Origin of the sequence: Chelatococcus daeguensis, assembly GCF_001887265.1 — a bacterium.
Lineage (GTDB): Bacteria > Pseudomonadota > Alphaproteobacteria > Rhizobiales > Beijerinckiaceae > Chelatococcus_A > Chelatococcus_A sambhunathii.
In genome coordinates this window covers 2,201,039-2,224,074 of sequence record NZ_CP018095.1, presented here as the reverse complement: position 1 = coordinate 2,224,074, position 23,036 = coordinate 2,201,039, and the positions used below count along the sequence as shown (strand labels likewise).

Annotated in this window: 20 protein-coding genes; 17 read left to right on the top strand and 3 right to left on the bottom strand. The window is 68.6% G+C overall.

Features of this window, described 5'->3' with window-relative positions:
- Positions 1 to 36: 36 nt before the first annotated feature.
- A complete protein-coding gene (locus BOQ54_RS10520; protein ID WP_071923866.1) occupies positions 37 to 2,340 on the top strand; it encodes an NADP-dependent malic enzyme in 2,304 nt (767 codons plus the stop codon).
- Positions 2,341 to 2,714: 374 nt separating this feature from the next.
- Here the strand turns inward: BOQ54_RS10520 and BOQ54_RS10515 are convergent, their stop codons facing one another.
- Entirely contained in the window at positions 2,715 to 4,736 is a 2,022-nt protein-coding gene (locus BOQ54_RS10515; RefSeq protein ID WP_071923865.1) for a hypothetical protein, read from the bottom strand.
- A gap of 136 nt (positions 4,737 to 4,872) precedes the next feature.
- Entirely contained in the window at positions 4,873 to 5,199 is a 327-nt protein-coding gene (gene erpA / locus BOQ54_RS10510; protein ID WP_055458124.1) for an iron-sulfur cluster insertion protein ErpA, read from the bottom strand.
- Between the two features lie 98 nt (positions 5,200 to 5,297).
- On the opposite strand from erpA, the gene BOQ54_RS10505 reads away from it, so the two are divergent.
- The 14 genes from BOQ54_RS10505 (at position 5,298) to BOQ54_RS10440 (ending at position 19,774) form a co-directional block, all read left to right on the top strand.
- Complete coding sequence (locus BOQ54_RS10505) at positions 5,298 to 6,506, top strand: deoxyguanosinetriphosphate triphosphohydrolase (protein WP_055458125.1); 1,209 nt, start codon at positions 5,298 to 5,300, stop codon at positions 6,504 to 6,506.
- Between the two features lie 59 nt (positions 6,507 to 6,565).
- Positions 6,566 to 8,326: an arginine--tRNA ligase gene (gene argS, locus BOQ54_RS10500; protein ID WP_055458126.1), complete on the top strand. Its 1,761-nt coding sequence runs from the start codon at positions 6,566 to 6,568 to the stop codon at positions 8,324 to 8,326.
- A 128-nt stretch (positions 8,327 to 8,454) separates the two neighbouring features.
- Positions 8,455 to 9,963 carry an SPOR domain-containing protein gene (locus tag BOQ54_RS10495; protein ID WP_071923864.1) on the top strand — a complete coding sequence of 503 codons (1,509 nt, stop codon included), beginning with the start codon at positions 8,455 to 8,457 and terminating at the stop codon, positions 9,961 to 9,963.
- Between the two features lie 135 nt (positions 9,964 to 10,098).
- Complete coding sequence (nagZ, locus tag BOQ54_RS10490; protein WP_145979755.1) at positions 10,099 to 11,145, top strand: beta-N-acetylhexosaminidase; 1,047 nt, start codon at positions 10,099 to 10,101, stop codon at positions 11,143 to 11,145.
- 36 nt (positions 11,146 to 11,181) lie between these two features.
- Positions 11,182 to 11,997: a segregation and condensation protein A gene (locus BOQ54_RS10485; protein WP_071923862.1), complete on the top strand. Its 816-nt coding sequence runs from the start codon at positions 11,182 to 11,184 to the stop codon at positions 11,995 to 11,997.
- Positions 11,994 to 12,698 (top strand): SMC-Scp complex subunit ScpB, encoded by a 705-nt coding sequence (scpB, locus tag BOQ54_RS10480; protein WP_071923861.1) that lies wholly within the window; start codon positions 11,994 to 11,996, stop codon positions 12,696 to 12,698. The genes BOQ54_RS10485 and scpB overlap by 4 nt, the downstream gene beginning before the upstream one ends.
- 10 nt (positions 12,699 to 12,708) lie before the next feature.
- The gene (locus BOQ54_RS10475; RefSeq protein ID WP_186437974.1) at positions 12,709 to 13,830 is read left to right on the top strand and encodes an ABC transporter ATP-binding protein; all 1,122 of its coding nucleotides are present in this window, start codon (positions 12,709 to 12,711) and stop codon (positions 13,828 to 13,830) included.
- A gap of 71 nt (positions 13,831 to 13,901) precedes the next feature.
- Positions 13,902 to 14,153: a twin-arginine translocase TatA/TatE family subunit gene (locus tag BOQ54_RS10470; RefSeq protein ID WP_055458130.1), complete on the top strand. Its 252-nt coding sequence runs from the start codon at positions 13,902 to 13,904 to the stop codon at positions 14,151 to 14,153.
- 83 nt (positions 14,154 to 14,236) lie between these two features.
- Positions 14,237 to 14,893 (top strand): Sec-independent protein translocase protein TatB, encoded by a 657-nt coding sequence (gene tatB / locus BOQ54_RS10465; protein WP_071923860.1) that lies wholly within the window; start codon positions 14,237 to 14,239, stop codon positions 14,891 to 14,893.
- Positions 14,890 to 15,678: a twin-arginine translocase subunit TatC gene (tatC, locus tag BOQ54_RS10460; protein ID WP_055458132.1), complete on the top strand. Its 789-nt coding sequence runs from the start codon at positions 14,890 to 14,892 to the stop codon at positions 15,676 to 15,678. The genes tatB and tatC overlap by 4 nt, the downstream gene beginning before the upstream one ends.
- Positions 15,679 to 15,733: 55 nt before the next feature.
- Complete coding sequence (serS, locus tag BOQ54_RS10455) at positions 15,734 to 17,017, top strand: serine--tRNA ligase (RefSeq protein WP_083585957.1); 1,284 nt, start codon at positions 15,734 to 15,736, stop codon at positions 17,015 to 17,017.
- Position 17,018: 1 nt separating this feature from the next.
- Positions 17,019 to 17,780 carry a 5'/3'-nucleotidase SurE gene (gene surE / locus BOQ54_RS10450; protein WP_071923859.1) on the top strand — a complete coding sequence of 254 codons (762 nt, stop codon included), beginning with the start codon at positions 17,019 to 17,021 and terminating at the stop codon, positions 17,778 to 17,780.
- Positions 17,761 to 18,462 (top strand): protein-L-isoaspartate O-methyltransferase family protein, encoded by a 702-nt coding sequence (locus tag BOQ54_RS10445; protein ID WP_083585956.1) that lies wholly within the window; start codon positions 17,761 to 17,763, stop codon positions 18,460 to 18,462. The genes surE and BOQ54_RS10445 overlap by 20 nt, the downstream gene beginning before the upstream one ends.
- 136 nt (positions 18,463 to 18,598) lie before the next feature.
- Positions 18,599 to 19,774: a M23 family metallopeptidase gene (locus BOQ54_RS10440; RefSeq protein WP_063185067.1), complete on the top strand. Its 1,176-nt coding sequence runs from the start codon at positions 18,599 to 18,601 to the stop codon at positions 19,772 to 19,774.
- 116 nt (positions 19,775 to 19,890) lie between these two features.
- Here the strand turns inward: BOQ54_RS10440 and BOQ54_RS10435 are convergent, their stop codons facing one another.
- Complete coding sequence (locus BOQ54_RS10435; RefSeq protein WP_071923858.1) at positions 19,891 to 20,796, bottom strand: ATP-binding protein; 906 nt, start codon at positions 20,794 to 20,796, stop codon at positions 19,891 to 19,893.
- A gap of 266 nt (positions 20,797 to 21,062) precedes the next feature.
- Between BOQ54_RS10435 and yajC the strand changes: the two genes are divergently transcribed.
- The gene (yajC, locus tag BOQ54_RS10430) at positions 21,063 to 21,353 is read left to right on the top strand and encodes a preprotein translocase subunit YajC (protein WP_183316164.1); all 291 of its coding nucleotides are present in this window, start codon (positions 21,063 to 21,065) and stop codon (positions 21,351 to 21,353) included.
- A 62-nt stretch (positions 21,354 to 21,415) separates the two neighbouring features.
- The gene (secD, locus tag BOQ54_RS10425; protein WP_071923857.1) at positions 21,416 to 23,026 is read left to right on the top strand and encodes a protein translocase subunit SecD; all 1,611 of its coding nucleotides are present in this window, start codon (positions 21,416 to 21,418) and stop codon (positions 23,024 to 23,026) included.
- Positions 23,027 to 23,036 lie beyond the last annotated feature (10 nt).

Genomic DNA, 23,036 nt, shown 5'->3' with positions numbered 1-23,036 from the left:
GGACCGTCGGCAAGGGGCGGTCCGGGGAGGGACGGTATGGCGGACAATATCTCGCAGGATCTGAAATCGGGCGCGCTGTTCTATCACCGCAATCCACGGCCCGGTAAGCTCGAGATCCAGCCCACCAAGCCCCTCGGCAACCAGCGCGATCTCGCGCTCGCCTATTCGCCGGGCGTTGCCGCCGCCTGCCTCGAGATCGTCGCCGACCCGGCCGAGGCCGCCACCGTCACGGCACGGCAGAACCTCGTCGCCGTCGTCTCCAACGGCACGGCGGTGCTCGGCCTCGGCAACATCGGGCCGCTCGCCTCGAAGCCGGTGATGGAGGGCAAGGCGGTCCTCTTCAAGAAGTTCGCCGGCATCGACGTGTTCGACATCGAGCTCGCCGAGACGGCGGTCGACAAGCTGGTCGACGTCGTGGCGGCGCTCGAGCCCACCTTCGGCGGCATCAACCTCGAGGACATCAAGGCGCCCGAGTGTTTCGAGGTGGAGGAGCAGCTGAAGGCCCGCATGGGCATTCCCGTCTTCCACGACGACCAGCACGGCACGGCGATCATCGTCGGCGCGGCCGTGACCAATGCGCTGGAGCTTGCGGGCAAGGCGATCGGCGACGTCAAGATCGTGGCTTCCGGCGCGGGCGCGGCGGCGCTTGCCTGCCTCAACCTGCTCGTCTCGCTCGGCGCCCGGCGCGAGAACATCTGGGTCACGGACATCGAGGGCGTCGTCTACGAGGGGCGCGAGGCGCTGATGGATCGCTGGAAGGCGGCCTATGCCCAGAAGACCGACGCGCGCAAGCTCGACGAGGTGATCGGCGGGGCGGATGTTTTCCTCGGCCTGTCCGCCGCCGGCGTGCTGAAGCCGGAGATGGTGGCGAAGATGGCGGACAAGCCGCTCATCCTGGCGCTCGCCAACCCGAACCCGGAGATCATGCCGGAGGACGCCGTGGCGGTGCGGCCGGACGCCATGATCTGCACCGGCCGCTCGGACTATCCGAACCAGGTCAACAACGTCCTGTGCTTCCCCTACATCTTCCGCGGCGCGCTCGACGTGCATGCCTCGACCATCAACGAGGCCATGAAGGCCGCGGCGGTGGAAGCGATCGCCGCCCTCGCGCGCGAGGCCCCGTCGGAGGTCGTCGCCCGTGCCTATGGAGGGGAGGCGCGCACCTTCGGCGCCGATTCGCTCATCCCGAGCCCGTTCGATCCGCGGCTCATCCTGCGCATCGCGCCGGCCGTGGCGAAGGCCGCCATGGACACGGGCGTGGCGCGCAAGCCGATCGAGGACCTTGAGGCCTATCGGGAATCGCTCGGGCGTTTCGTCTTCCGCTCGGGCTTCATCATGAAGCCGGTCTTTACCCAGGCGAAGGCCGAGCCCAAGCGCGTCATCTATGCCGAGGGCGAGGACGAGCGCGTGCTCAGGGCGGCCCAGGCGGTGATCGAGGACGGCATCGCCCAGCCGATCCTCATCGGCCGCCCGGCCGTCGTCGAGACGCGGCTGAAGCGCTTCGGCCTCTCGATCCGGCCCGGCAAGGATTTCGAGCTCATCAACCCCGAGGACGATCCGCGCTACCGCGACTATGTCGCGACCTATCTCGACGTCGCCGGGCGCAAGGGCATCACGCCGGATGCGGCCAAAACGCTGGTGCGCACCAACACCACCGTCATCGCGGCGGTCGCGCTCGCGCGCGGCGATGCGGATGCCATGCTGTGCGGGCTCGAGGGGCGCTTCCAGTCCCGCCTCAAGCACATCCGCGACATCATCGGCCTGACGCCCGGCGTGCGCGAATTCTCGGCCATGAGCCTCGTCATCACCTCAAAGGGGCACTACTTCCTCGCCGACACGCATGTGCGGCCGGACCCGAGCGCCGAAGAGATCGCCGAGATGACGATGCTGTGCGCCGAGCACGTGACGCGCTTCGGCATCGAGCCGCACATCGCCTTGCTATCGCATTCGGATTTCGGCTCGGCGGATACGCGCTCGGCGCTCAAGATGCGTGAAGCCCTCGGCCTCCTGCGCGACAGGGCGCCGCATCTCGAGGTCGACGGCGAGATGCAGGCGGACACGGCGATCTCGCAGATGGTTCGCGACCGCAAGCTGCCGTCTTCGCGGCTGAAGGGCGAGGCCAACGTGCTCGTCATGCCCAACCTCGACGCCGCCAACATCGCCTTCCAGCTCACCAAGGTGCTGGCCGATGCGCTGCCCGTCGGACCCATTCTGCTCGGGCCGGCCAAGCCCGCGCATGTGCTGACGCCGACGGTAACCGCGCGCGGCATCGTCAACATGACGGCGGTCGCCGTCGTCGAGGCCCAGGCGGCGCACCGCGAGCAGGTGGTGGTTGGGTAGTCGTTGCGTGCCTGCTGCCAGCCGTGAGAGAAGCGCGTAGCGCAGCAGGGGACGACGGCTCTCCCTGCTATGGCTGGGGCTCGTCACCGCCAAAGCGTGAGTTGCTGGACCATCGGGTTTCCAGCCTCGCGGCAGCGCCGCGGCGTGGATGCCCGCGACGAGCGCGGGCATCCACGCCGAGAGGCTGGCACGAGCGCACAAGACGTGGATGGCAACAGCAGCGCGCCTCGCGTCTCTTTGCAGTGACGCAAGTTGGGCAAGCCCGACTTGCGTTGGACAAGCCCGGCCATGACGAGGGAGAAGTTGCGCTTACCATCCCGCGTCGCTGCCGTTCGCAGATGGCATCGCGCCGCTGTGCCCGGCGCTGCCGAGGCCTATTCTGCCTTGGCCTCGATCGTCACCTGCTCGAACAATGTCGCGGGTTCGCCGCCAGCGGCGGCGAAGTCGGCGAGGCCGAGGCCGCCCGCGTTGTTGGCGGTTGCCGTGACGTTGAGCGCGCCGGGCTTGGCGACGAAGCGCGCCACGGCATTGGCGAGCGTCCGTGCGCCCTCGGAATTGCCGAGGAAGGCAGGCACGACGATGGCGGCGCCCATGCCGTATTCCTTGCGCAGGTCGTCCGGCTTGCGCTTCTGCTTCTTCGCCTCCTGCTCCAGGAAGCGCTCGAAGATGCCGCCATTCTCGACGGCGAATGACAGGCGCTTCGCCGTCGCCGACATGAGGGCGACCTGCTGGATGGCCTCGTCCGACGAAAAGATGTCCTTCGTGACATTGCCGAGGAGGGCCGAGAGCGTCACGGCACCCATGTCCTTGCCGTTGAACGACAAAGTCTTGACGGCGAGTTCCTGCTTGTCCGGCGCCCAGGCGGCATCGAGGGCGAACGACAGGTCGAGCGCCTCATAGCCCATGGCGCGCAGCTCCTTGAGCCCGTCCTTGTCGGTGCCCGCGGGCAGGGCCATGGCGAAATGGTCAACGCGCGCGCCGAGTTCGGTCGGGATGTCGTCGACGATATTGCCGGCCTTGAGGTCGATGGCGCCGATCGCCATCTTGATCCGCTCGCCGGCCTTCACGGCCCGCTTGTCCTTGCCGCGGCGCGGCTCGTCCTCGTCGGCCGGGATGTCGATGTCGATGGCCTCGATGCGGGCATGGCCGATCAGGGGCACGAATTTCCGGGCGTCGAGATCCTCGAAATCCGTATCGGGTGCGGCGAGCGCCTCTTTCAGCCGCTCCAGCATCGGGCGCCAGACGATTTCGGAGAAGCTCATGCCGCCGAAGCGCATTTCGGCATCCGGCGTGACGAAGCGCATGCCGGTGACCGAGAAGCTGGGGCCGGTCGCATCGGCGCTCATGGCGATGCGCTCCATCTCGCCGTCGATCGGCTCGCCCTTCTTCTCGTCCTTGCCCTTGAAGGTGAACCCGGAAGCCTCGAAGCCGCCGATCTCGAAAGCCGTCATCATGTCGACGAGGCGCATGAAGAAGGCCTTGCGCTCCGCGGATGACAGCTTCTCGAAGTCGTCCACCTTGCCGAGCGCGTCGATGGTGCCGAGCCAGGAATCGGCCGTCGGGCGCGCCTTGAAGTCGCGGCCGGAGATGCGCGCGACACCGACCTCGTTGCCCTTCGCATCGCGCATGCTGAAGTTCTCGACGCTGAAGGCGCCGTAAAGCCGCTTCGGCTCGGTGTCGCCCGGGCCGGCCTTCTCGCCATAGACGCGGGCTGTCTGCACCGTGTCGAAATCGTCGATGGTGATCGGACCCACGGAGCCGGTGGTCAGCCCCTCCTTCTTCCCGTCAATCCGCATCGTGGCGCGCGGGACGGCGATGGCAGAGATGACGCCTGCCCTGATGTCGCGCATCTCGATGTCGTGATAGGTCACCGTCTGCTGCATGTCGCCGACGGTCTGCTCCATCGTCAGCTCGGGGATGCGCACCGCGCTTGCGGTCAGGGCAGCGAGCCGCTCGGATAAGGGCTGCGTCGCCGCCTTGTCGAAGATGCGGGCAATCGTCGCCTGGTCGAGGTCCGTCCCCGAGACGAGGATGCGCGGCATGCGGAGGGTCAGGCCGTCGAGCACGACAGAGACGCCTTCGAGCGTCACGTCGCCCGCGGCAAGAGCGGAGCTGCCGAGAAGGCCCCGGCCCGGCAGCACGATGCGGTCGATCGAGATCGTCGCGCCCGGCGTGGCGAGACGGAGGCCGTCGACGGCGAGGGGGCCGAACAGCGCACCGGAAACGGCATCGACCGTTCCGGCGGGCGCCAGGATCCGCGACAGCCGCCATGCGGTGAATTCGTCCGCCACCGGCAAGGCGCCGACGAGCGCGATCGCCGCCGCGCCGGCAAGAAGGATGTTCCGGCGCCTGCGTGCGCTGAAAACGGGCCTGGCGGGGCGAACTGCGGATGTCATAGGGAGCTCCTGATCAACGATTGCCCGTTCATCTAGAGGAGCGAGGTTACCATTCGATGTGCGCCAGCGCAGCGTCGGCGCGCGCCGCTGTCCGGCTCGCGTCGAGATTGTCCGCCCGCCGGCAGGGGACGTCGGATCAGAGCGAGAAGGACGTGCCGCAGCCGCAGGAGGCGGTGGCGTGCGGGTTCTCGATCTTGAAGGACTGGCCGATGAGGTCGTCGACGAAATCGACCACCGAGCCGTCGATATATTGCAGGGAGACGGAATCGACGACGACGGCCGCGCCGTCGCGCTCCACGATCACGTCGTCGTCGCTGCTGTTGCGCTCGATATCGAAGGCGTACTGAAAGCCCGAGCAGCCGCCGCCGTTGACGCTGATGCGCAGCATGCTGCCTTCGGGTTCCCCCTTCAGCACCTCCTTGATGCGCCTGGCGGCGCGCTCCGTCACAGTAATTGCCGACATCTCAGGCAAGATCCGTTCATATCCGTGCCGCGAGGCTTGCCTCGCCATTCACTGAAAAGGTAAGTGCGGTCGGCGTCCGCCGCAACAGGGAGCCAGACATGCAAGCGCACGGCGAGCGTTGGCGCGCACCCTATGCCTGCGATCCGGCGGCGAGCCGCGGCCGGCTGATCCGGGAAGAGACGTCGCCGACGCGCAGCGAGTTCCAGCGCGACCGCGACCGCATCATCCATTCCACCGCCTTCCGGCGTCTGAAGCACAAGACGCAGGTCTTCGTCTATCACGAGGGCGACCACTACCGCACGCGGCTCACCCACTCCATCGAGGTGAGCCAGATCGCCCGCGCCATCGCCCGCTCGCTGGGGCTCGACGAGGATCTCGCCGAGGCGCTCGCCCTCTCGCACGACCTCGGCCATACGCCCTTCGGCCATACGGGCGAGGACGCGCTCGATGCCTGCATGGAGGGTTTCGGCGGTTTCGACCACAACGCCCAGGCCCTGCGCATCGTCACCCGGCTCGAGCGGCGCTACGCCACCTTCGACGGCCTCAACCTGACCTGGGAGACGCTCGAGGGGCTCGTCAAGCACAACGGCCCGCTCGTCGATGCGGACGGCCGGCCCTTCGGCCGCTATGGTGAGCGCGGCGTGCCGGGCGCCATCACGGAATACAACGAGCGCGACGACCTGTGGCTCGCGACCCATGCCGGCGGCGAGGCGCAGGCCGCCGCCATCGCCGACGACATCGCCTATGACGCACACGATATCGACGACGGCCTCAGGGCCGAGCTCTTCGCGCTCGACGACCTCAGGGCGGTGCCGTTCCTCGCCGAGCTGCTCGACGACATCGCCCGCCGCTATCCGGGGCTCGAACGCCCGCGCGTCATTCACGAACTCGTGCGCCGGGTGATCACCCGTTTTGTCGAGGATGTGATCGCCGAGAGCGGCCGGCGCCTGGCGCGCCTCGCCCCGGCCGATGCGGATGCCATCCGCCGGGCGGGCTTGCAGGTCGTCGCCTTCTCGCCGGCCATGGCGGCGGCCGACGAGGCCATCAAGGGCTTCCTCTACCCGAACATGTACCGCCATCAGCGCGTCATGCGCGTGCGGCGGGAGGCGGAGGCGGTGGTGCGCGATCTCTTCGGCAAATTCGTGCGCGAGCCGCAGCTGATGCCGGAGGAATGGCGGCTCGACCGAGCCCGGGAGGAGGAGCCGCGCGTCGCCCGGCGCGTCGCGGACTATATCGCCGGCATGACGGACGGCTATGCCCTGCAGGAGCACCGCCGCCTGTTTGACGCAACACCGGAATTGCGCTAGGGCGCCGCCTTCGGAAGGGCGCCCCTGTCGGCGCGGCTTATGTTGTCTCAAGGACGGCCATGAACATCTTCGACGCGTACCAGCGCCGCCTCGCCGGCGCGATCGAGCGGCTCGTCGCCGCGGGCAAGCTGCCTGAGGGGCTCGATCTGTCGCGCGTCGTCGTCGAGCCGCCGCGCGATCCCGCCCACGGCGACCTCGCCACCAATGCCGCCATGGTGCTCGCCAAGCCGGCCGGCACCAATCCGCGCGCGCTCGCGGCCCTCGTCGCCGAGGAGCTGCAGCGGGAGGAGGGCGTCACCGCCGTCGAGATCGCGGGGCCGGGCTTCATCAACCTGCGCCTCGCGCCCGCCGTCTATCAGGACGTGCTGCGGGCGGTCGCCGGCCTCGGCACCGATTTCGGCCGCGGCGCTGCGAGGACCGGCAAGCCGGTCAACGTCGAATATGTCTCGGCCAACCCCACCGGGCCCATGCATGTCGGCCATGGTCGCGGCGCCGTCTTCGGCGATGCGCTCGCCGGGCTCCTGGCCTTCGCCGGGCACGAGGTGACGCGCGAATATTACATCAACGACGCCGGCGCGCAGATCGAGGTCCTCGCCCGTTCCGCCTTCCTGCGCTATCGCGAGGCGCTCGGCGAGGACATTGGCGCCATTCCCGAAGGGCTCTACCCGGGCGATTACCTCAAGCCGGTCGGCGAGGCGCTGAAGGAGCGCCACGGGGCGAGCCTCGTCGACATGGACGAGGCCGCGTGGCTGCCGATCGTGCGCGATGCGGCCATCGACGCGATGATGGCGATGATCCGCGACGACCTCGCCGCGCTCGGCGTCGTGCACGACGTCTTCTTTTCCGAGCGCGCCCTGCACGGCAAGAACGGCGGTGCCATCGCCGAGACGATCGCGAGCCTCGAAGGGCGCGGCTATGTCTACCGCGGGCGCGTGCCGCCACCGAAGGGCCAACTGCCGGAGGACTGGGAAGACCGCGAGCAGTTGCTCTTCCGCGCGACCGATGTCGGCGACGATATCGACCGGCCGCTCATGAAGTCCGACGGCAGCTACACCTATTTCGCCGCTGACGTTGCCTATATGCGCGACAAGTACGAGCGGGGCTTCCGCGAGCTCATCTATGTGCTCGGCGCCGATCACGGCGGCTATGTGAAGCGCCTTCAGGCGGTCGGCCGGGCCATCGGTGGCGAGGATCTCGCGGTCATCGTGCTCCTGTGCCAGCTCGTCAAGCTGCTGCGCGCCGGCGAGCCGGTGAAGATGTCGAAGCGGGCGGGTGACTTCGTCACCCTGCGCGAGGTCATCGACGAGGTCGGCCGCGACGCGGTGCGCTTCATGATGCTGTTCCGCAAGAACGATGCGCCGCTCGACTTCGACCTCGCCAAGGTGGTCGAGCAGTCGAAGGACAACCCCGTATTCTACGTGCAGTATGCCCACGCGCGCTGCGCATCGGTCTTCCGCCAGGCGGCCGAGGCCTTTCCCGATCTCGACATGAACGGCGTGGCGCTGTCGCGTGCGGATCTCACCATTCTCGACGATGCGGCGGAGATTGATCTCGTCAGGCAGATCGCGCAGTATCCGCGCATGATCGAGAGTGCGGCGGCATCGCATGAACCGCACCGGGTGGCGTTCTACCTGCACGATCTCGCCAGCGCGTTCCATAGTCTATGGAACCGCGGCAAGGAGTCGCCCCAATTACGGTTTGTTAATCAAACCGATCGAAAGTCGACCCTGGCGAGGCTGGCGCTCGTGCATGCGGTGCGGTCGATCCTTGCGTCGGGTCTTGCGGTGCTGGGTGTGGCCGCGCCCGAAGAGATGCGCTGAAGGCGACCTGCGTCGCGCTGCCGTAGGCATGGGGCCGGTGCGCGTCAGCTGGTCGATTGATCGGCGCGCTGGTCATGGTCTGCGTGCGGCTGCATGGGCGGTCGGCGCATGGAGTGCGGACAAGGCCCATGAACGAAACAGCGAAATCACGCTTCCTGCTCGATCTCGACGACCTGGAGCGTCAACTGCGCCAGTCGCCCAAGGATGAGCGCGGCTCCCGCGCGGATGATCCGCTCGCAGAACTCGCGCGCATCGTGGGGCAGGACGATCCCTTTCGCGATCTCCTCAACGCCCCGCCGCAGCGGCCAGTGCCGCAGCGGGCCGAGCCGGCCTTCGACTTCGGCGACGTGCCGCTGCGCGGAATGCAGCAGGAGGCCGCTGCCGCCGCCATGCCGGTGGCCGATCCCTTCGAGGCAGCCTTCGAAAAGGCGCTGCTCGGAGATGCTTCCACGTTGCCGCCGCAGAACGCCGCCGCCGGCGGTTTCGACGGCTACCGGGACGATGACTGGGGCGCGCCAGCCGGCCGATCCGCCGTACATATGCCCCAGCAGGCAGACGATGGCGAGTACCAGCCGGCCCAGGTCAGTGCCTATGATCCGCGCTCGTTCGACATCGACCAGGGCTACGTCGAGGAAGGCTATGCCGGCGAGGGCGACGAGGAGCGCGCCCGGCCGCGGCGCGGCCGCAAGGGCCTGATCGCGGTCGCTTCGGTCCTGGCCATGGCGGCCGCGGGCGTCGCCCTGGCGCTCAATTATACGGGCGGGGAGGGCGGCGCCGGCGGAGAGCCGCCGCTGATCAAGGCTGCCGCCGAGCCGGCGAAGATCGCGCCGCAGAACCCCGGCGGTGTCGAAATCCCCAACCAGAACAAGCAGATCTACGAGCGCGCCGATGCGGCCAAGAAGCCGACGGACGCGAATGTCGTTCGCCAGTCGGAGCAGCCGGTCGACGTCAATGCGTTGCTGAACGCCAATGGGGGTGGCGCACCCGATGCGCAGCCCGCCCTCGACGACCTGCGCCTGACGATGCCCGAGGGGTTCGAGGCGGCCAGCCAGTCGATCCCCGGCCTGGGCGATCCCAGGCGCGTGAAGACGGTCGCCGTGCGGCCCGACGGCAGCGTGATCGGCGGCGGGCAGCCTGCTCCGGCGCGGGCGCAGGCCACGGAGCGGCCGCCGATGACCGTTCCGGCGCCGGAGGCAGCAGTCGTGACGCCTTCCACGCCGGAGCCCGTGCCTCAGGCGGCCGAGCCGCCCCGACAGCCGGCACAGCGCACCGCGCCGCTGTCGATCGTGCCGCAGGCATCCCAGCCACAACCGGCGCAGCCCGCGCGCGTTGCTGCCGCTGAACCGGCCGTGCCGGCACCCGATACACGCCCGGCGGCTGCGGTCGCGCCGCGCGGCGGCGATTTCGCGGTGCAGCTCGCGGCCCGGCCCAGCGAGGCCGCGGCGCGCGAATCCTTCGCCCAGCTGCAGCGCCGCTACAGCGATCTCGGCAGCTTCGAGCCGATGATCCGGCGGGCGCAGGTGGGCGAGCGCACCGTTTATCGCCTGCGCGTCGGCCCGATGAGCCGCGACGAGGCGGCGAACCTGTGCTCTTCGCTCCAGTCCCAGGGCGGTGACTGCTTCGTGGCCCGCAACTGACGGGGCGGCCGATCATCGGCATCCATGCGGCGGCGCCTCCCCGGTGGCCGCCGCATCGCGTTGCGGATGGTCGCACTTTTTCGGCCGATCGGATTGGTCTAGATCCGGCGGCATGACCATCCCTGCTGTGACGAGATGCCGGACATGACGGCGATCAAGGCCTTTATCGCCGGCTGTGCCGGCCATGTGCTCAGCCCGGACGAGGCGGCCTTCTTCCGCGAGGCGCAGCCCTGGGGCTTCATCCTCTTTCGGCGCAATGTCGACACGCCGGACCAGGTGCGGCGGCTGACGGACGCCCTGCGCGAGAGCGTCGGGCGCGCCGATGCGCCGGTGCTCGTCGACCAGGAGGGCGGGCGCGTGCAAAGGCTTGCCCCGCCGCACTGGCCGGCCTATCCGCCCGCCGCGGCCTTCGGCCGCCTGCCGGCCAACGACTTCCTGCTCAGGCGCGAGGTGGCGCGGCTCGGGGCGCGGCTCATCGCGCACGACCTCCGGGCCGTCGGCATCACCGTTGATTGCATGCCTGTGCTCGACGTGCCGGTGCCCGGGGCCGACAGCGTCATCGGCGACCGGGCGTACGGGCGCGACGCGCGAGAGGTCGCCGTGCTCGGCCGCGCCTGCGCGGAGGGGCTTCTTGCCGGCGGCGTGCTGCCGGTCGTCAAGCACGTTCCCGGCCACGGCCGCGGCAATGCGGACAGCCACCACGCACTGCCGGTGGTCGAGGCGGTGCGAGAGGATCTGGCGGTGAGCGACTTCCTGCCCTTCCGGGTGCTGGCGGACATGCCGCTCGCCATGTCGGCGCACATCATCTACCGCGCGCTCGACCCGCGCCGGCCGGCGACGGTCTCGCGCCGCGTGATCGGCGAGGTGATCCGCGGGGAGATCGGTTTCGGCGGCCTGCTGATGAGCGACGACATCTCCATGAATGCGCTCGCCGGCACCATCGGCGAGCGCGCGCGCGCCGCGAGCCGCGCCGGTTGCGATATCGTTCTGCATTGCAACGGCAGGCTCGAGGAGATGAAAACAGTAGCCGAAGTGGTTCCAACCCTTGCAGGGATGGCGCGGGCGCGGGCCGCGGCGGCACTCGCGCGCCTCGCGCACGAGCCGGAACCTTTCGATGTGGCGGAGGGCCGCGAGCGGCTGAAGTCCGCGCTTGCCATGGGCAGCGTCGGCGCCGAAACTTGATTCGGGCTGGAGAATCGCCCGCACAACGGTTGATTGATGTCTGTTGTCGAACTGCCCTTCGAGGAGGTTGCCGAGCGCGGCACGAGCGAGCCTGCCCTGATCGTCGATGTCGATGGTTTCGAGGGCCCGCTCGATCTGCTGCTCGAGCTTGCGCGCCGGCAGAAGGTCGATCTCGCGCGCATCTCGATTCTCGCCCTTGCGGAGCAGTACATCGTCTTTATCGAGGAGGCGCGACGCCTTCGCCTGGAACTCGCGGCGGATTACCTCGTCATGGCCGCTTGGCTCGCCTATCTCAAGTCCCGCCTGCTGCTGCCCGAGAAGCCGAAGGGCGACGAGCCGAGTGCATCCGACCTCGCGAGCGCCCTGACCCTGCGTCTGCAGCGGCTCGAAGCCATCCGCGCCGCCGCGCGCCGGCTGTCGGACCTCGACCAGCTCGGCCGCGACGTCTTCGCCCGCGGGGCGCCCGAGCCGATGTCGGTGGTGGCGCGGCCGACCTGGGATGCGACGCTCTACGACCTGCTCGACGCCTATGCCCGCCAGCGCCAGAAGGCGGCGAATGCGCGTGTGACGTTGCGCAAGCGCTTCGTCTGGTCGCTGGTGGAGGCGCGCGACGCGCTGGAGCGGCTCGTCGGCAGCGCACAGGACTGGACGGCGCTGGACGAGTACCTCATCGCCTATGTCGCGGCGCCCGGCATGCAGGCCACGGTGCGCGCCTCGGCCCTGTCGGCCACCCTCGAGATGGTGCGCGAAGGCGTGCTCGACCTGCGCCAGGACGGCGCCTTCGCGCCGCTGTGGATCCGCCGGCGTGCCGGCCTGGGGCAATCCGACAGCGGGGAAGGCGGGGTGGCATGAGCGCCAATGTCGAGCGCTTCGACCGGCACGACGAGGCTGCCGAAGCCTTCGTCCAGGCGCTGCGCATCGCCGAGGCGCTGCTCTTCGCCTCGCGCGAGCCGGTGAGCGAGGCGGCCATCGCCGAGCGGCTGCCGAAGGGAGTCGAGGTCGCCGCCGTGCTCGACCGGCTGCAGCACCTCTATGCCGGGCGCGGGGTCAGCCTGCGGCGGGTGGCGCAGGGCTGGATGTTCCGCACCGCCTCGGACCTGTCCTATCTGCTGGCGCGCGAGCTGGCCGAGCCGAAGAAGCTCTCGCGCGCGGCGCTCGAGACGCTCGCGATCATCGCCTATCACCAGCCCGTGACGCGGGCCGAGATCGAGGACATCCGGGGCGTCGCCACCTCGCGCGGCACGCTCGACCTGCTGCTCGAAACCGGATGGGTGCGTCTGCGCGGCCGGCGCCGCACGCCCGGCCGGCCGGTGACCTACGGCACGACGCCTGCCTTCCTCGCGCATTTCGGGCTCGAGGGCATCGATGATCTGCCTGGGCTTGACGAGCTCAAGGGGGCAGGTTTCTTCGAGGGGCGTCTGCCGTCCGGCTTCTCCGTGCCGGTACCGAGCGACGCGCCGGGGCTTCGCGATGACGAGGATCCGCTGGAGGAGGATCTCTTCTTCCTGCGGGAGCCGGACGTGGACGAGCCGCTGACGGACAGTGACCAGTGACGGATGGGTGATGAGCGACAGCGTGATGCGTGAGCCGGTGCGGTGGCCCTGGCGGGAATGGGGGCCGCGCGGCACGGCGGGGGCGGCCTTCCCGTCCTCGCTCAGCATCGAGGATGTGCACCAGGCCTATGGCGAGGTGGCGGCGTTGTCGGGCGTGTCGCTGTCGGCCGACCCCGGCGAGATCGTCGGGCTGCTCGGCCATTCGGGTTGCGGCAAGACGACGCTGCTGCGCATCGCCGCCGGCATCGAGCGGCCGACGGCCGGCCGGGTGGTGCTCGACGGGCAGGAGGTTGCGGGGCCGAACGCCTTCGTGGAGCCGGAGGCGCGCGGCGTCGGCTTGATGTTTCAGGACTATGCGCTGTTCCCGCACCTGACGAACCTGCGCAATGTCATGTTCGGGCTGCGCCGCCTGCCGCCAGCAGAGGCGGAAAAGGTGGCGCGCCGTGCGCTTGCCCGCGTCGGGCTCGACCGTTATGCGGAGGATTATCCGCACATGCTGTCGGGCGGCGAGCAGCAGCGCGTGGCGCTCGCGCGGGCCGTGGCGCCGCGTCCCGGCATCCTGCTCATGGACGAGCCATTCTCAAACCTCGACCGGCGCATGCGCGACGCGATCCGTGACGAGACGGTGGCCTTGATGCGCGAGACGGGGGCAACGGCCATCGTCGTGACGCACGATCCGGAGGAGGCGATGCGCATCGCCGACCGCATCGTGCTCATGCGCGGCGGCAAGGTGGAGCAGATCGGTACGGCGGAAGAACTCTACCGCCGGCCGCAGTCCCTGTTCGCAGCACGCTTCTTTTGCGATTTCAACGAGCTGCCGGGCGACGTGAAAGCAGGAAGGGTCATGACGCCGCTCGGCGCCTTCCCGGCGCCTGGAGAGCCCGAGGGACAGGCCGTCGTCTGCGTGCGGCCGCAGGGCATCGTTGTCGGTACCCCCGGGGAAGGCATACCGGGGCGGATCACGATGCGGTGTTTCCTTGGGGAGGTCGATCTTCTGCACATTTCGCTCCACGGCCTCGAACGGCCGTTGCAGGCCCGGTTACGCAACGGCGGGCCGTTCCACGAAGGGCAGGACGTGGGTGTGACGATCATGCCTGACGAAGTTCTTGTTTTCGCCGCGGGGGGAGCCTAGTTTCGGGGCGAAGACGGGAGAGCGCTGCGTGGCGCGTGAAGACGCCGGAACGGCGCGTGGAGAAGCAGGTTATGGGTGGCGCAAGCATCTGGCATTGGATTGTCGTCGGTCTGGTCGTTCTGCTGCTCTTCGGGCGCGGCAAGATTTCAGAGATGATGGGTGACGTCGCGAAGGGTATCAAAGCCTTCAAGAAGGGCATGGCCGAGGACGACACCAGCGAGCCTGCGGCTTCGCCGGCGTCCGACAAGGGCAAGGTCATTGAGCATAAGGCGACGCCGACGGCCGAGGTCGACGCGAAGGCGAGCGAGCGCAAGGCCGGTTGATCCGGGACAATCGCGTGTAACAGGTCCGGTCGGGATGCCGCGAGCATCCCGCTGGCTTCGTGACGCAGGCAGTTGAGCGCGCCATGTTCGACATCGGTTGGAGCGAGCTTCTCATCGTCGGGGCGATCGCGCTCATCGTCATCGGTCCGCGCGACCTGCCGCGCACGCTGCGCGCCATCGGGCAGATGACGGCGAAGATCCGCCGCATGGCCGGCGAATTCCAGGGCCAGTTCAACGAGGCCATGCGCGAGGCCGAGCTCGACGAGATCCGGCGCAACGTCGAGAGCGTCAAGGACGTGACCTCGGCCTTCGACAAGCCTTTCAACCCCATCGAGACGGCGCGCAACGAGATCAAGAGCGCCATCGAGGGCGCGGGCACCGTCGCCAAGGAAGACGCGGCCGCCAAGCAAGGCACGGGCAAGGCCGGTGCCGCTGCCGGCCCGGAACTGGTCGATCTGCCGCCGCCGGACCTGCCGGCCGCGCCGGATCCCACCAAGGCGATGGCGGCTGCACCACCGGCCGAGCCGGCGCCCAGGCCGAGGCGCGCGACGAAGGCCGCCGCGACCGCGGCGCCCAAGGCCGTCGAAGCCAAGGCTGCCGCGAAGCCGCGGACAAGCAAGACGGTTGCCGCGAAGCCCAAGGCCGAGGTGACAACCGCCAGGCCGGCGGCATCGAAGGCCCGGCGCACCACAACGAAGAAGAAGACCGTCGCGTCTCCGGCTGACGGGGGCGGCGCATGAGTCAGGAAGACATCGACGCAACGCGCGCACCGCTCATCGAGCATCTGATCGAGCTGCGCTCGCGCCTCATCAAGTCGCTCATCGCCTTCCTCGCGACGTTTTTCCTCAGCTTCCTGTTCGCGAAGCAGATCTACAACGTCCTGATCTGGCCTTACATGTTCGCGGCCGGGCCGGAGGCGCAGATCCAGCTCATCTACACCGCGCCACTCGAATATCTGTTCACGCAGATCAAGATCGCGCTGTTCGGCGCCGCCTTCCTGTCCTTCCCCGTGGTGGCGGCGCAGATCTACATGTTCGTGGCGCCGGGCCTCTACAAGAACGAGCGCGAAGCCTTCCTGCCCTATCTCGTTGCGACACCGATCTTCTTTCTGCTCGGTGCGGCGGTGGTCTTCTTCATCGCCATGCCGATCGTGATGCGTTTCTCCATCGGCCAGCAACAACTCGCCGAGGCCGGCCAGGCCGCGATCACGCTGCTGCCGAAGGTGAGCGAATACCTCTCGCTCATCATGACGCTGATCTTCGCCTTCGGTATCTGCTTCCAGTTACCTGTCATCCTGACGCTGCTTGCGCGGGCCGGGCTCATCGACAGCGCCTTCCTGAAGGACAAGCGGCGCTACGCCATCGTGCTCGTCTTCGTGCTGGCCGCGCTTTTGACACCGCCCGACGTCATCAGCCAGCTCGCCCTTGCCCTGCCGACGCTGCTCCTTTACGAGGCTTCCATCTTCTCCGTCCGCATGGTCGAGAAGAAGCGCGCGGAAGCCGAGGCCGCGCGCGAGGCGGCCTGACGGCAATGCCCGCCGGAGCGGCCGCTGCCTCGTCCATCGGCCGATCCGGATTGCCATGCACGATATCCGTTTCATTCGCGAGAACCCGCAAGCCTTCGACGCCGGCCTTGCCCGCCGCGGCCTCCCGGCCCAGGCCGAGGCCCTGATCGCGCTCGACGAGAAGCGCCGGTCCGTCATCACCGGGCTGCAGGCCGCCCAGGAGCGGCGCAACGCCCTTTCGCGCGAGATCGGCGAGGCGAAGAAGGCGAAGGACGAGGCGCGGGCCGAAGCGCTGATGGCGGAGGTCGCCGCGCTCAAGGATGCGATGCAGGCCGGCGAGACGGCCGAGCGCGCCGCTATCGCCGAGCTCGATGCCGCGCTCGCCGCCATCCCCAACCTGCCCAAGGGGGATGTCCCGGACGGGCCGGACGAGAGCGCCAATGTCGAGCGCCACCGCCATGGCGACAAGCGGGCCTATGCTTTTCAGCCGAAAGAGCATTTCGACCTCGGGGAGGCGCTCGGCCAGATGGATTTCGAGGCTGCGGCCAAGCTCTCGGGCGCGCGCTTCGTGGTGCTCAAGGGGCAACTCGCCCGGCTTGAGCGCGCCCTCGGCCAGTTCATGATCGACTTGCACACCACAGAGCACGGCTACACCGAGGTCAGCCCGCCGCTCCTGGTGCGGGACGAGGCGGTCTATGGCGTCGGTCAACTGCCTAAGTTCGAGGAGGATCTTTTCCGCACCACGGACGATCGTTGGCTGATTTCGACGGCCGAGGTGCCGCTGACGAATCTCGTGCGCGAATCAATTCTTTCCGAGGAGGAGTTGCCCCAGCGCTTTACGGCGCTGACGCCTTGCTTCCGCTCGGAGGCCGGCTCGGCCGGGCGCGACACGCGCGGCATGCTGCGTCAGCATCAATTTGAGAAGGTTGAGCTCGTCTCGATCACGACGCCGGAGGCCTCCGCCGAGGAGCACGAGCGCATGCTCGCCGCGGCCGAGGCCGTGCTGAAGAAGCTCGACCTGCACTACCGCGTCGTGACGCTATGCACCGGCGACATGGGCTTCGCCTCGCAGAAGACCTACGACATCGAGGTATGGCTGCCGGGGCAGGGCGCCTATCGCGAGATTTCGTCCTGCTCGGTCTGCGGCGATTTCCAGGCCCGGCGCATGCGCGCCCGCTACCGGCCGAGGGACGTGAAGGAGCCGCGCTTCGTCCACACGCTCAACGGTTCGGGCACGGCTGTCGGGCGCGCGCTCATCGCCGTCATGGAGACATGGCAGAACGAGGACGGCTCCATCACCGTCCCTCCCGCCCTTGCGGGCTACATGGGCGGGATCACGCGAATCGAGAAGACGGGCTGACATGCGCATCCTTTTGACGAACGACGACGGCATTCACGCTCCCGGCCTCAAGGTGCTGGAGGAGATTGCCCGCGCCCTCTCCGACGACCTGTGGATCTTCGCGCCGGAGACGGACCAGAGCGGCGTCTCGCATTCGCTGTCGCTCAACGACCCGCTGCGCCTGCGCATGGTCAACGAGCGCCACTATGCCGTGCGCGGCACGCCGACGGATTGCGTCATCATGGGCCTGCGCCACGTGATGAAGGACAATCCGCCGGATCTGATCCTGTCCGGCGTCAACCGCGGCCAGAACGTGGCCGAGGACGTGACCTATTCCGGCACCATCGCCGGGGCGATGGAGGGCACGCTGCTCGGCGTGCCGTCGATCGCGCTGTCGCAGGCCTACGGCTCCTACGGGCGCGCGGCCATTCCCTGGGACTGCGCCCGGGCGCATGCTCCCGGCATCATCCGCCGGCTGATCGAGGCAGGCATCGAGCCGGGCATCCTCGTCAATGTCAACTTCCCCGCCTGCGAGCCGCAGGAGGTGAGGGGCACGGCCGTCACGGTACAGGGACGGCGCGACCAGGCCCTTCTCAACATAGAGGAGCGCCGGGACGGGCGCGGCAATCCCTATTACTGGCTTGTCTTCGCCCGCGAGAAGAGAGAGGCGGGCGCCGGCACGGACCTGCGCGCCGTCGCCGAAAACCGCATCTCCATCACCCCGCTCGAGCTCGACCTGACGCACGAGCCGACCATGACGCGCTATGCGCGACTTTTCGGGTAATCCCGACGCCCTCGACGAAGCCGATGCCGACGCCGGGCCGGTGACCGGCGCGGAGGAGACGGTCGCCTTCCTGTTGAGCCTCAGGGCGAAGGGCATCCGCGACACGGCGGTGCTGAGAGCGATGGAGGTCGTGCCGCGCGACATGTTCGCGCCACGGCGCTTCGCCGATCTCGCGCGAGCCGACGTGTCGCTGCCGCTGCCGTGCGGCCAGACGATGACGGCGCCCGGCATCATCGCCGCCATGCTGAAGGCGCTCGCCGTTCAGCGGCATCACCGCGTGCTCGAGATCGGCACCGGCTCGGGCTATCTATCGGCCGTGCTCGGCCATCTCGGGCGCGAGGTCATTTCGATCGAGCGGTTCCGCACGCTGGCGCTTGCGGCGGCCGAGCGCGTCGCCTCGCTCGGCCTGTCGCACGTGCGCATCATGCCCGGCGACGGCCTCGGCATCGGCAATCTCGGCGGTACCTTCGACCGTATCATCCTCAATGGCCTTGTGCCGGCTGCACCGGCCACGCTCACGTCGACCCTGCCGCCGGGTGGACGCCTGGTGACGGCGCGGATCGTGGAGGGGGTCTCGCGCATCGTCATGATCGAGCGCGGAGCCGACGGGGAACTGGTCGAGACGTCGCTGCAGCCGGCGCGCATGCCGCCGCTGGCGCGCGGGCTGGCACGGGCGTTGTGACGGGCGCGTCCCCAGAGCTGTTCCGGCGGCTGTAGGATGACCGACGATGGCGCTGCCGCGGCCGACATCGAAACGGTTGCTTAACCTGAATCCCTTTTAATCACCCCAGATGCGTTGCGTTCTCGTGGGTGGTTCAATGGGTCAGAGCGTTGTCAACGAGCAGTCATGGCTCCTGGTGCGCCTCGCTGCTGTCAGCTTGGTTGCGGGCGTTGCGGCCGGCTGCAGCTCGGACGTGATGCGCTTTACGGAAGATCCGTTCTCGAACCCCTTCAAGGACCCCGGCGTGACCGGCAGCGTGCAGGCCTCGCCGCCTGCCCCCGTCGCCAGCCAGCCGCTTTCCTCTCCCGGCATGGCCTCCACCTACCGGCCGACGCAGCCTGTGCAGCCGGCGGCTTATGTGCCGCCGTCCCAGCCGGTGCGGGCGACCGGCGCGCCCCAGGCCGTCACGGGCAGCGCCAATGGCTGGACCGCACAGGGCGGCAGCGCCATCTATGTCGGCACCGGCGATACGCTCGCGAGCATCTCCGGCCGCTATGGCGTGCCGACGGCCGCCATCCTGGCTGCCAACGGCCTGACCAGCGCATCGCAGATCACTCCGGGGCGCCAGATCATCATCCCCGTTTACAATCCCGGAGCGTCATCCGTCGCCGCTGCCCCGCAGCCGGTGAGGGTCGCCTCCGCCGCCAATGCCGTGCCCGTCGCCGCGCCGGTGGCGGTTCCGGCTCCGCCGCGGGCGGCTCGCCCCGCAGCGTCTGTCAAGGCGGCCGAGCCGTTGGCTGAGAAGCCTGTGCAGGTCGCAAAGCTCGAGCCGAAGGCCGAGCCGAAGTCGCAGGAGATCAAGACGGTGCCGTCACCGCTCCCGGCCGAGGCGGCCAAGCCGGAAGAAAAGGCGTCGGAGCCGACCCGCACGGCGAGCCTCAATCCAGCCGAGGTTGCCGGCGGGCTCGAATTCCGCTGGCCGGCGCGCGGCCGCGTCATTGCCGGCTTCGGCGGCAAGGGCGGCAACGAGGGCATCAATATCGCACTGCCCGAGGGCACGCCCGTCAAGGCCGCCGAGAGCGGCACGGTGGCCTACGCCGGCAGCGAACTCAAGGGATACGGCAATCTCATCCTTATTCGCCACGACAACGGCTGGGTGAGTGCCTACGCTCACAACAGCGAGCTTCTCGTCAAGCGCGGGGAGAGCGTGCGGCGCGGCCAGACCATCGCCAAGTCCGGGCAGACGGGCAATGTCTCCTCGCCCCAGCTGCACTTCGAACTGCGGCGCGGGTCGAGCCCCGTCGATCCGATGCCGCATCTCGCGGGATTGTGAGGCGGACGCGGCGCCGGATGCGGCGATGATGATCGAGGCAAATGATCGGTGCGCGTGAGACCCCGCGCCGATCACAGGAGGCGGGCCCGGTGCGCATCGGGCCCGTTTTCTTTGGTTCAGGCCTCGAGCCTGATGCCGAGACGGCCCGCAAGATCCTGGACGAACTGCCAAGCCGTGCGGCCGGACCGGGCGCCGCGCGTCGTCGCCCATTCGAGCGCTTCGGCGCGCAGGCGCTCGCGGTCGTAAGCGAGGCCGAAATGCGCGGCATAGCCGTTGATCATGTCGAGGTATTCGTCCTGGCTGCACTTGTGGAAGCCGAGCCACAGGCCGAAGCGGTCGGACAGCGACACCTTCTCCTCCACGGCTTCGCCGGGGTTGATGGCGGTCGAACGCTCGTTCTCCATCATGTCGCGCGGCAGGAGGTGGCGGCGGTTGGAGGTGGCGTAGAAGATGACGTTCTGCGGGCGCCCCTCGATGCCGCCCTCGAGGACGGCCTTCAGGGACTTGTAGGACGTGTCGTCGCTGTCGAAGGACAGATCGTCGCAGAAGACGATGAAACGGTGCGGGTCCGCCTTGAGCAGGCTCATCAGGGCCGGCAGACTCTCGATGTCCTCGCGGTGGATCTCGACGAGCTTCAGCGACCGCTCGCCCTTCCGCCGCGCGAGCCGCTCGTTGGTTTCGGCGTGGATGGCCTTGACGAGCGAGGACTTGCCCATGCCGCGCGCGCCCCAGAGCAGCGCGTTGTTGGCCGGCAGGCCGCGGGCGAAGCGCTCGGTATTCTCCGCCAGGACGTCACGCACGCGGTCGATGCCGCGCAGGAGAACGAGGTCCACCCGGTTGACCTTCGGCACGGGATCGAGCCGGGCCGGGGAAGGGTGCCAGACGAAGGCGTCGGCCGCATTGAGGTCGGGGGCCGTCGCTGCGCGCGGAGCGATCCGCTCGAGGGCGTCGGCGATGCGCGTCAGCGTCGACAGGAGCGCGTCCCTGTCGGCGCTTGTTGGGGCGGGCGGTTGTGGGGGCATTCCTCGGCCTGTCTTTCCTCGTTGGACTTGTCGTCGCGCGTGCCCGGCGCGAGGACGGTGGCGATATTCGCACCGGAGCGGTCCTGCGACGAGCCGTGCGCACCGACGTGCGGGCGGTTTGCTTTCGGCGGGCTCATCGTTATAGTCCGCGCGCTCTAATAACCCTTTGCGCCGCATGCATGCCAGCGATGCGGTTTTTCGCCGGAGGTCAGTCAGTGATCACGCCAGCCTTCGCTCAGTCCGCCGGATCCGCCGGCGGGGGCGACATGCTCATTCAGCTCGTTCCGTTCATTCTGATCTTCGTCATCATGTGGTTCCTCATCATCCGGCCGCAGCAGCGGCGGGTGAAGGCCCACCAGGAGATGATCAAGAATGTGCGGCGCGGCGACACCATCGTCACCTCGGGCGGCCTCGTCGCCAAGGTGACCAAGGTGGTCGACGACGGCGAGATCGAGGTGGAGATCGCCGAGGGCGTCAAGGCGCGGCTCGTCCGTGGCATGATCTCTGAGGTTCGCTCCAAGTCCGAGCCGGTCAAGGCCGAGGCAACGAAGAGCTGATCGATACCGCGCGCGGCGACGGCCAGCCGTTGCCGCGCCTTGCCCTGCGTCAAGGCTGTCCCATGCTGCGCTTTTCGACCACCAAGGTCGTCATCATGCTCGCCGTCACGGCTTTCGTCTGCCTTCTGGCAGTGCCGAACCTGATGGCGCCCGATACCCGCACCGCGATCCGCCAGGCCGTTCCGGGCTGGGTGCCGTCGTGGCTTGTGCCGACGCAGGCCATCGTGCTCGGTCTCGATCTGCAGGGCGGCTCGCACGTGCTGCTCGAAGTCGATTCGAACGACCTCGTGCGCTCGCAGGTGGCGACGCTGCGCGACGACGTGCGGCGCGTCCTGCGGGAGACGCGGGTTGCGCCGCAGGGCGGCATCGTGGCGATGCCGCGCGGCGTGCAGCTGCGCCTCGCAGACGCGGCGGACGTCGAGAAGGTGATGCCGCGGCTGCGGGAGCTGTCGCAGCCGATCAGCAACGCGATCATCGGCCAGACGGGCGAGCGCAATATCGACATCACGGCGAACGGCGATTCCATCCAGCTCACGCTGAGCCAGGCCGGCGTCGACGAGCGCGTGCGGCGCGCCGTTGATCAGGCCATCGAGGTGCTACGCCGGCGCGTCGACGCCCTCGGTACGACCGAGCCGAATATCCAGCGCCAGGGCGCGGACCGCATCCTGGTGCAGGTGCCGGGCCTGCAGGATCCGCAGCGGCTGAAGGAAATCCTCGGCCGCACGGCCAAGTTGCAGTTCCGCTTCATGGCCGAAGGCGGGGCGAGCCCATTGGAGGTCGAGATGATGCCGTCGCGCGACAGCGGCGGCCAGATGATGCCGGTCGAGCGCCGCGTCATCGTCGAGGGCGAGGACCTCACCGATGCGCAGCCGGCCTTCGACCAGCGCACCGGCGAGCCCATCGTCAATTTCCGTTTCAATGTGCGCGGCGCCCAGCGCTTCGGCCAGGCGACGAGCGAGAACGTCGGCCGCCCGCTCGCCATCGTGCTCGACAACGAGATCATCTCCGCGCCGCGCATCCTGCAGCCGATCACCGGTGGTTCGGGCCAGATCTCGGGCAACTTCACGGTGGAGCAGGCGAACAACCTCGCCATCCTTCTGCGCGCCGGCGCGCTGCCGGCGAAGCTGACCATTGTCGAAGAGCGTACGGTGGGGCCGGGGCTCGGCCAGGATTCGATCGAGGCCGGCAGGCTCGCCGCCATCGTCGGCACGATCCTCGTCGCCATCTACATGATTGCCTGCTACGGCCTGTTCGGCGTGATGGCCAATATCGCGGTGCTCATCAACGTCATCATGATCCTGGGGCTTCTGTCGGCGTTGGGAGCCACGCTGACGCTGCCGGGCATCGCCGGCATCGTGCTGACGGTTGGCATGGCGGTCGACGCGAACGTGCTCATCTACGAACGCATCCGCGAAGAGCGCCGGATGGGGCGCTCGGTCATCTCGGCGCTCGATGCGGGCTTCAGCCGAGCCCTGTCCACCATCGTCGATTCCAACATCACGACGCTGATTGCGGCGGTCGTCTTGTTCCTGCTCGGCTCCGGGCCGGTGCGCGGCTTCGCCGTCACCCTCTCTGTCGGCATCGTGACGACGGTCTTCACGGCCTTCACCCTGACGCGGCTGATGGTGGCGTTGTGGTTCCGCACCCTGCGCCCGACCACCATTCCGCTTTGATCTGCTGGAC

Bases quoted from the DNA above. Each gene is read 5' to 3' on its own strand.
- BOQ54_RS10520 (WP_071923866.1), top strand. From the start codon at position 37: ATGGCGGACAATATCTCGCAGGATCTGAAATCGGGCGCGCTGTTCTAT.
- BOQ54_RS10515 (WP_071923865.1), bottom strand. From the start codon at position 4,736: ATGACATCCGCAGTTCGCCCCGCCAGGCCCGTTTTCAGCGCACGCAGG.
- erpA (WP_055458124.1), bottom strand. From the start codon at position 5,199: ATGTCGGCAATTACTGTGACGGAGCGCGCCGCCAGGCGCATCAAGGAG.
- BOQ54_RS10505 (WP_055458125.1), top strand. From the start codon at position 5,298: ATGCAAGCGCACGGCGAGCGTTGGCGCGCACCCTATGCCTGCGATCCG.
- argS (WP_055458126.1), top strand. From the start codon at position 6,566: ATGAACATCTTCGACGCGTACCAGCGCCGCCTCGCCGGCGCGATCGAG.
- BOQ54_RS10495 (WP_071923864.1), top strand. From the start codon at position 8,455: ATGAACGAAACAGCGAAATCACGCTTCCTGCTCGATCTCGACGACCTG.
- nagZ (WP_145979755.1), top strand. From the start codon at position 10,099: ATGCCGGACATGACGGCGATCAAGGCCTTTATCGCCGGCTGTGCCGGC.
- BOQ54_RS10485 (WP_071923862.1), top strand. From the start codon at position 11,182: ATGTCTGTTGTCGAACTGCCCTTCGAGGAGGTTGCCGAGCGCGGCACG.
- scpB (WP_071923861.1), top strand. From the start codon at position 11,994: ATGAGCGCCAATGTCGAGCGCTTCGACCGGCACGACGAGGCTGCCGAA.
- BOQ54_RS10475 (WP_186437974.1), top strand. From the start codon at position 12,709: ATGAGCGACAGCGTGATGCGTGAGCCGGTGCGGTGGCCCTGGCGGGAA.
- BOQ54_RS10470 (WP_055458130.1), top strand. From the start codon at position 13,902: ATGGGTGGCGCAAGCATCTGGCATTGGATTGTCGTCGGTCTGGTCGTT.
- tatB (WP_071923860.1), top strand. From the start codon at position 14,237: ATGTTCGACATCGGTTGGAGCGAGCTTCTCATCGTCGGGGCGATCGCG.
- tatC (WP_055458132.1), top strand. From the start codon at position 14,890: ATGAGTCAGGAAGACATCGACGCAACGCGCGCACCGCTCATCGAGCAT.
- serS (WP_083585957.1), top strand. From the start codon at position 15,734: ATGCACGATATCCGTTTCATTCGCGAGAACCCGCAAGCCTTCGACGCC.
- surE (WP_071923859.1), top strand. From the start codon at position 17,019: ATGCGCATCCTTTTGACGAACGACGACGGCATTCACGCTCCCGGCCTC.
- BOQ54_RS10445 (WP_083585956.1), top strand. From the start codon at position 17,761: ATGCGCGACTTTTCGGGTAATCCCGACGCCCTCGACGAAGCCGATGCC.
- BOQ54_RS10440 (WP_063185067.1), top strand. From the start codon at position 18,599: ATGGGTCAGAGCGTTGTCAACGAGCAGTCATGGCTCCTGGTGCGCCTC.
- BOQ54_RS10435 (WP_071923858.1), bottom strand. From the start codon at position 20,796: ATGCCCCCACAACCGCCCGCCCCAACAAGCGCCGACAGGGACGCGCTC.
- yajC (WP_183316164.1), top strand. From the start codon at position 21,063: ATGCTCATTCAGCTCGTTCCGTTCATTCTGATCTTCGTCATCATGTGG.
- secD (WP_071923857.1), top strand. From the start codon at position 21,416: ATGCTGCGCTTTTCGACCACCAAGGTCGTCATCATGCTCGCCGTCACG.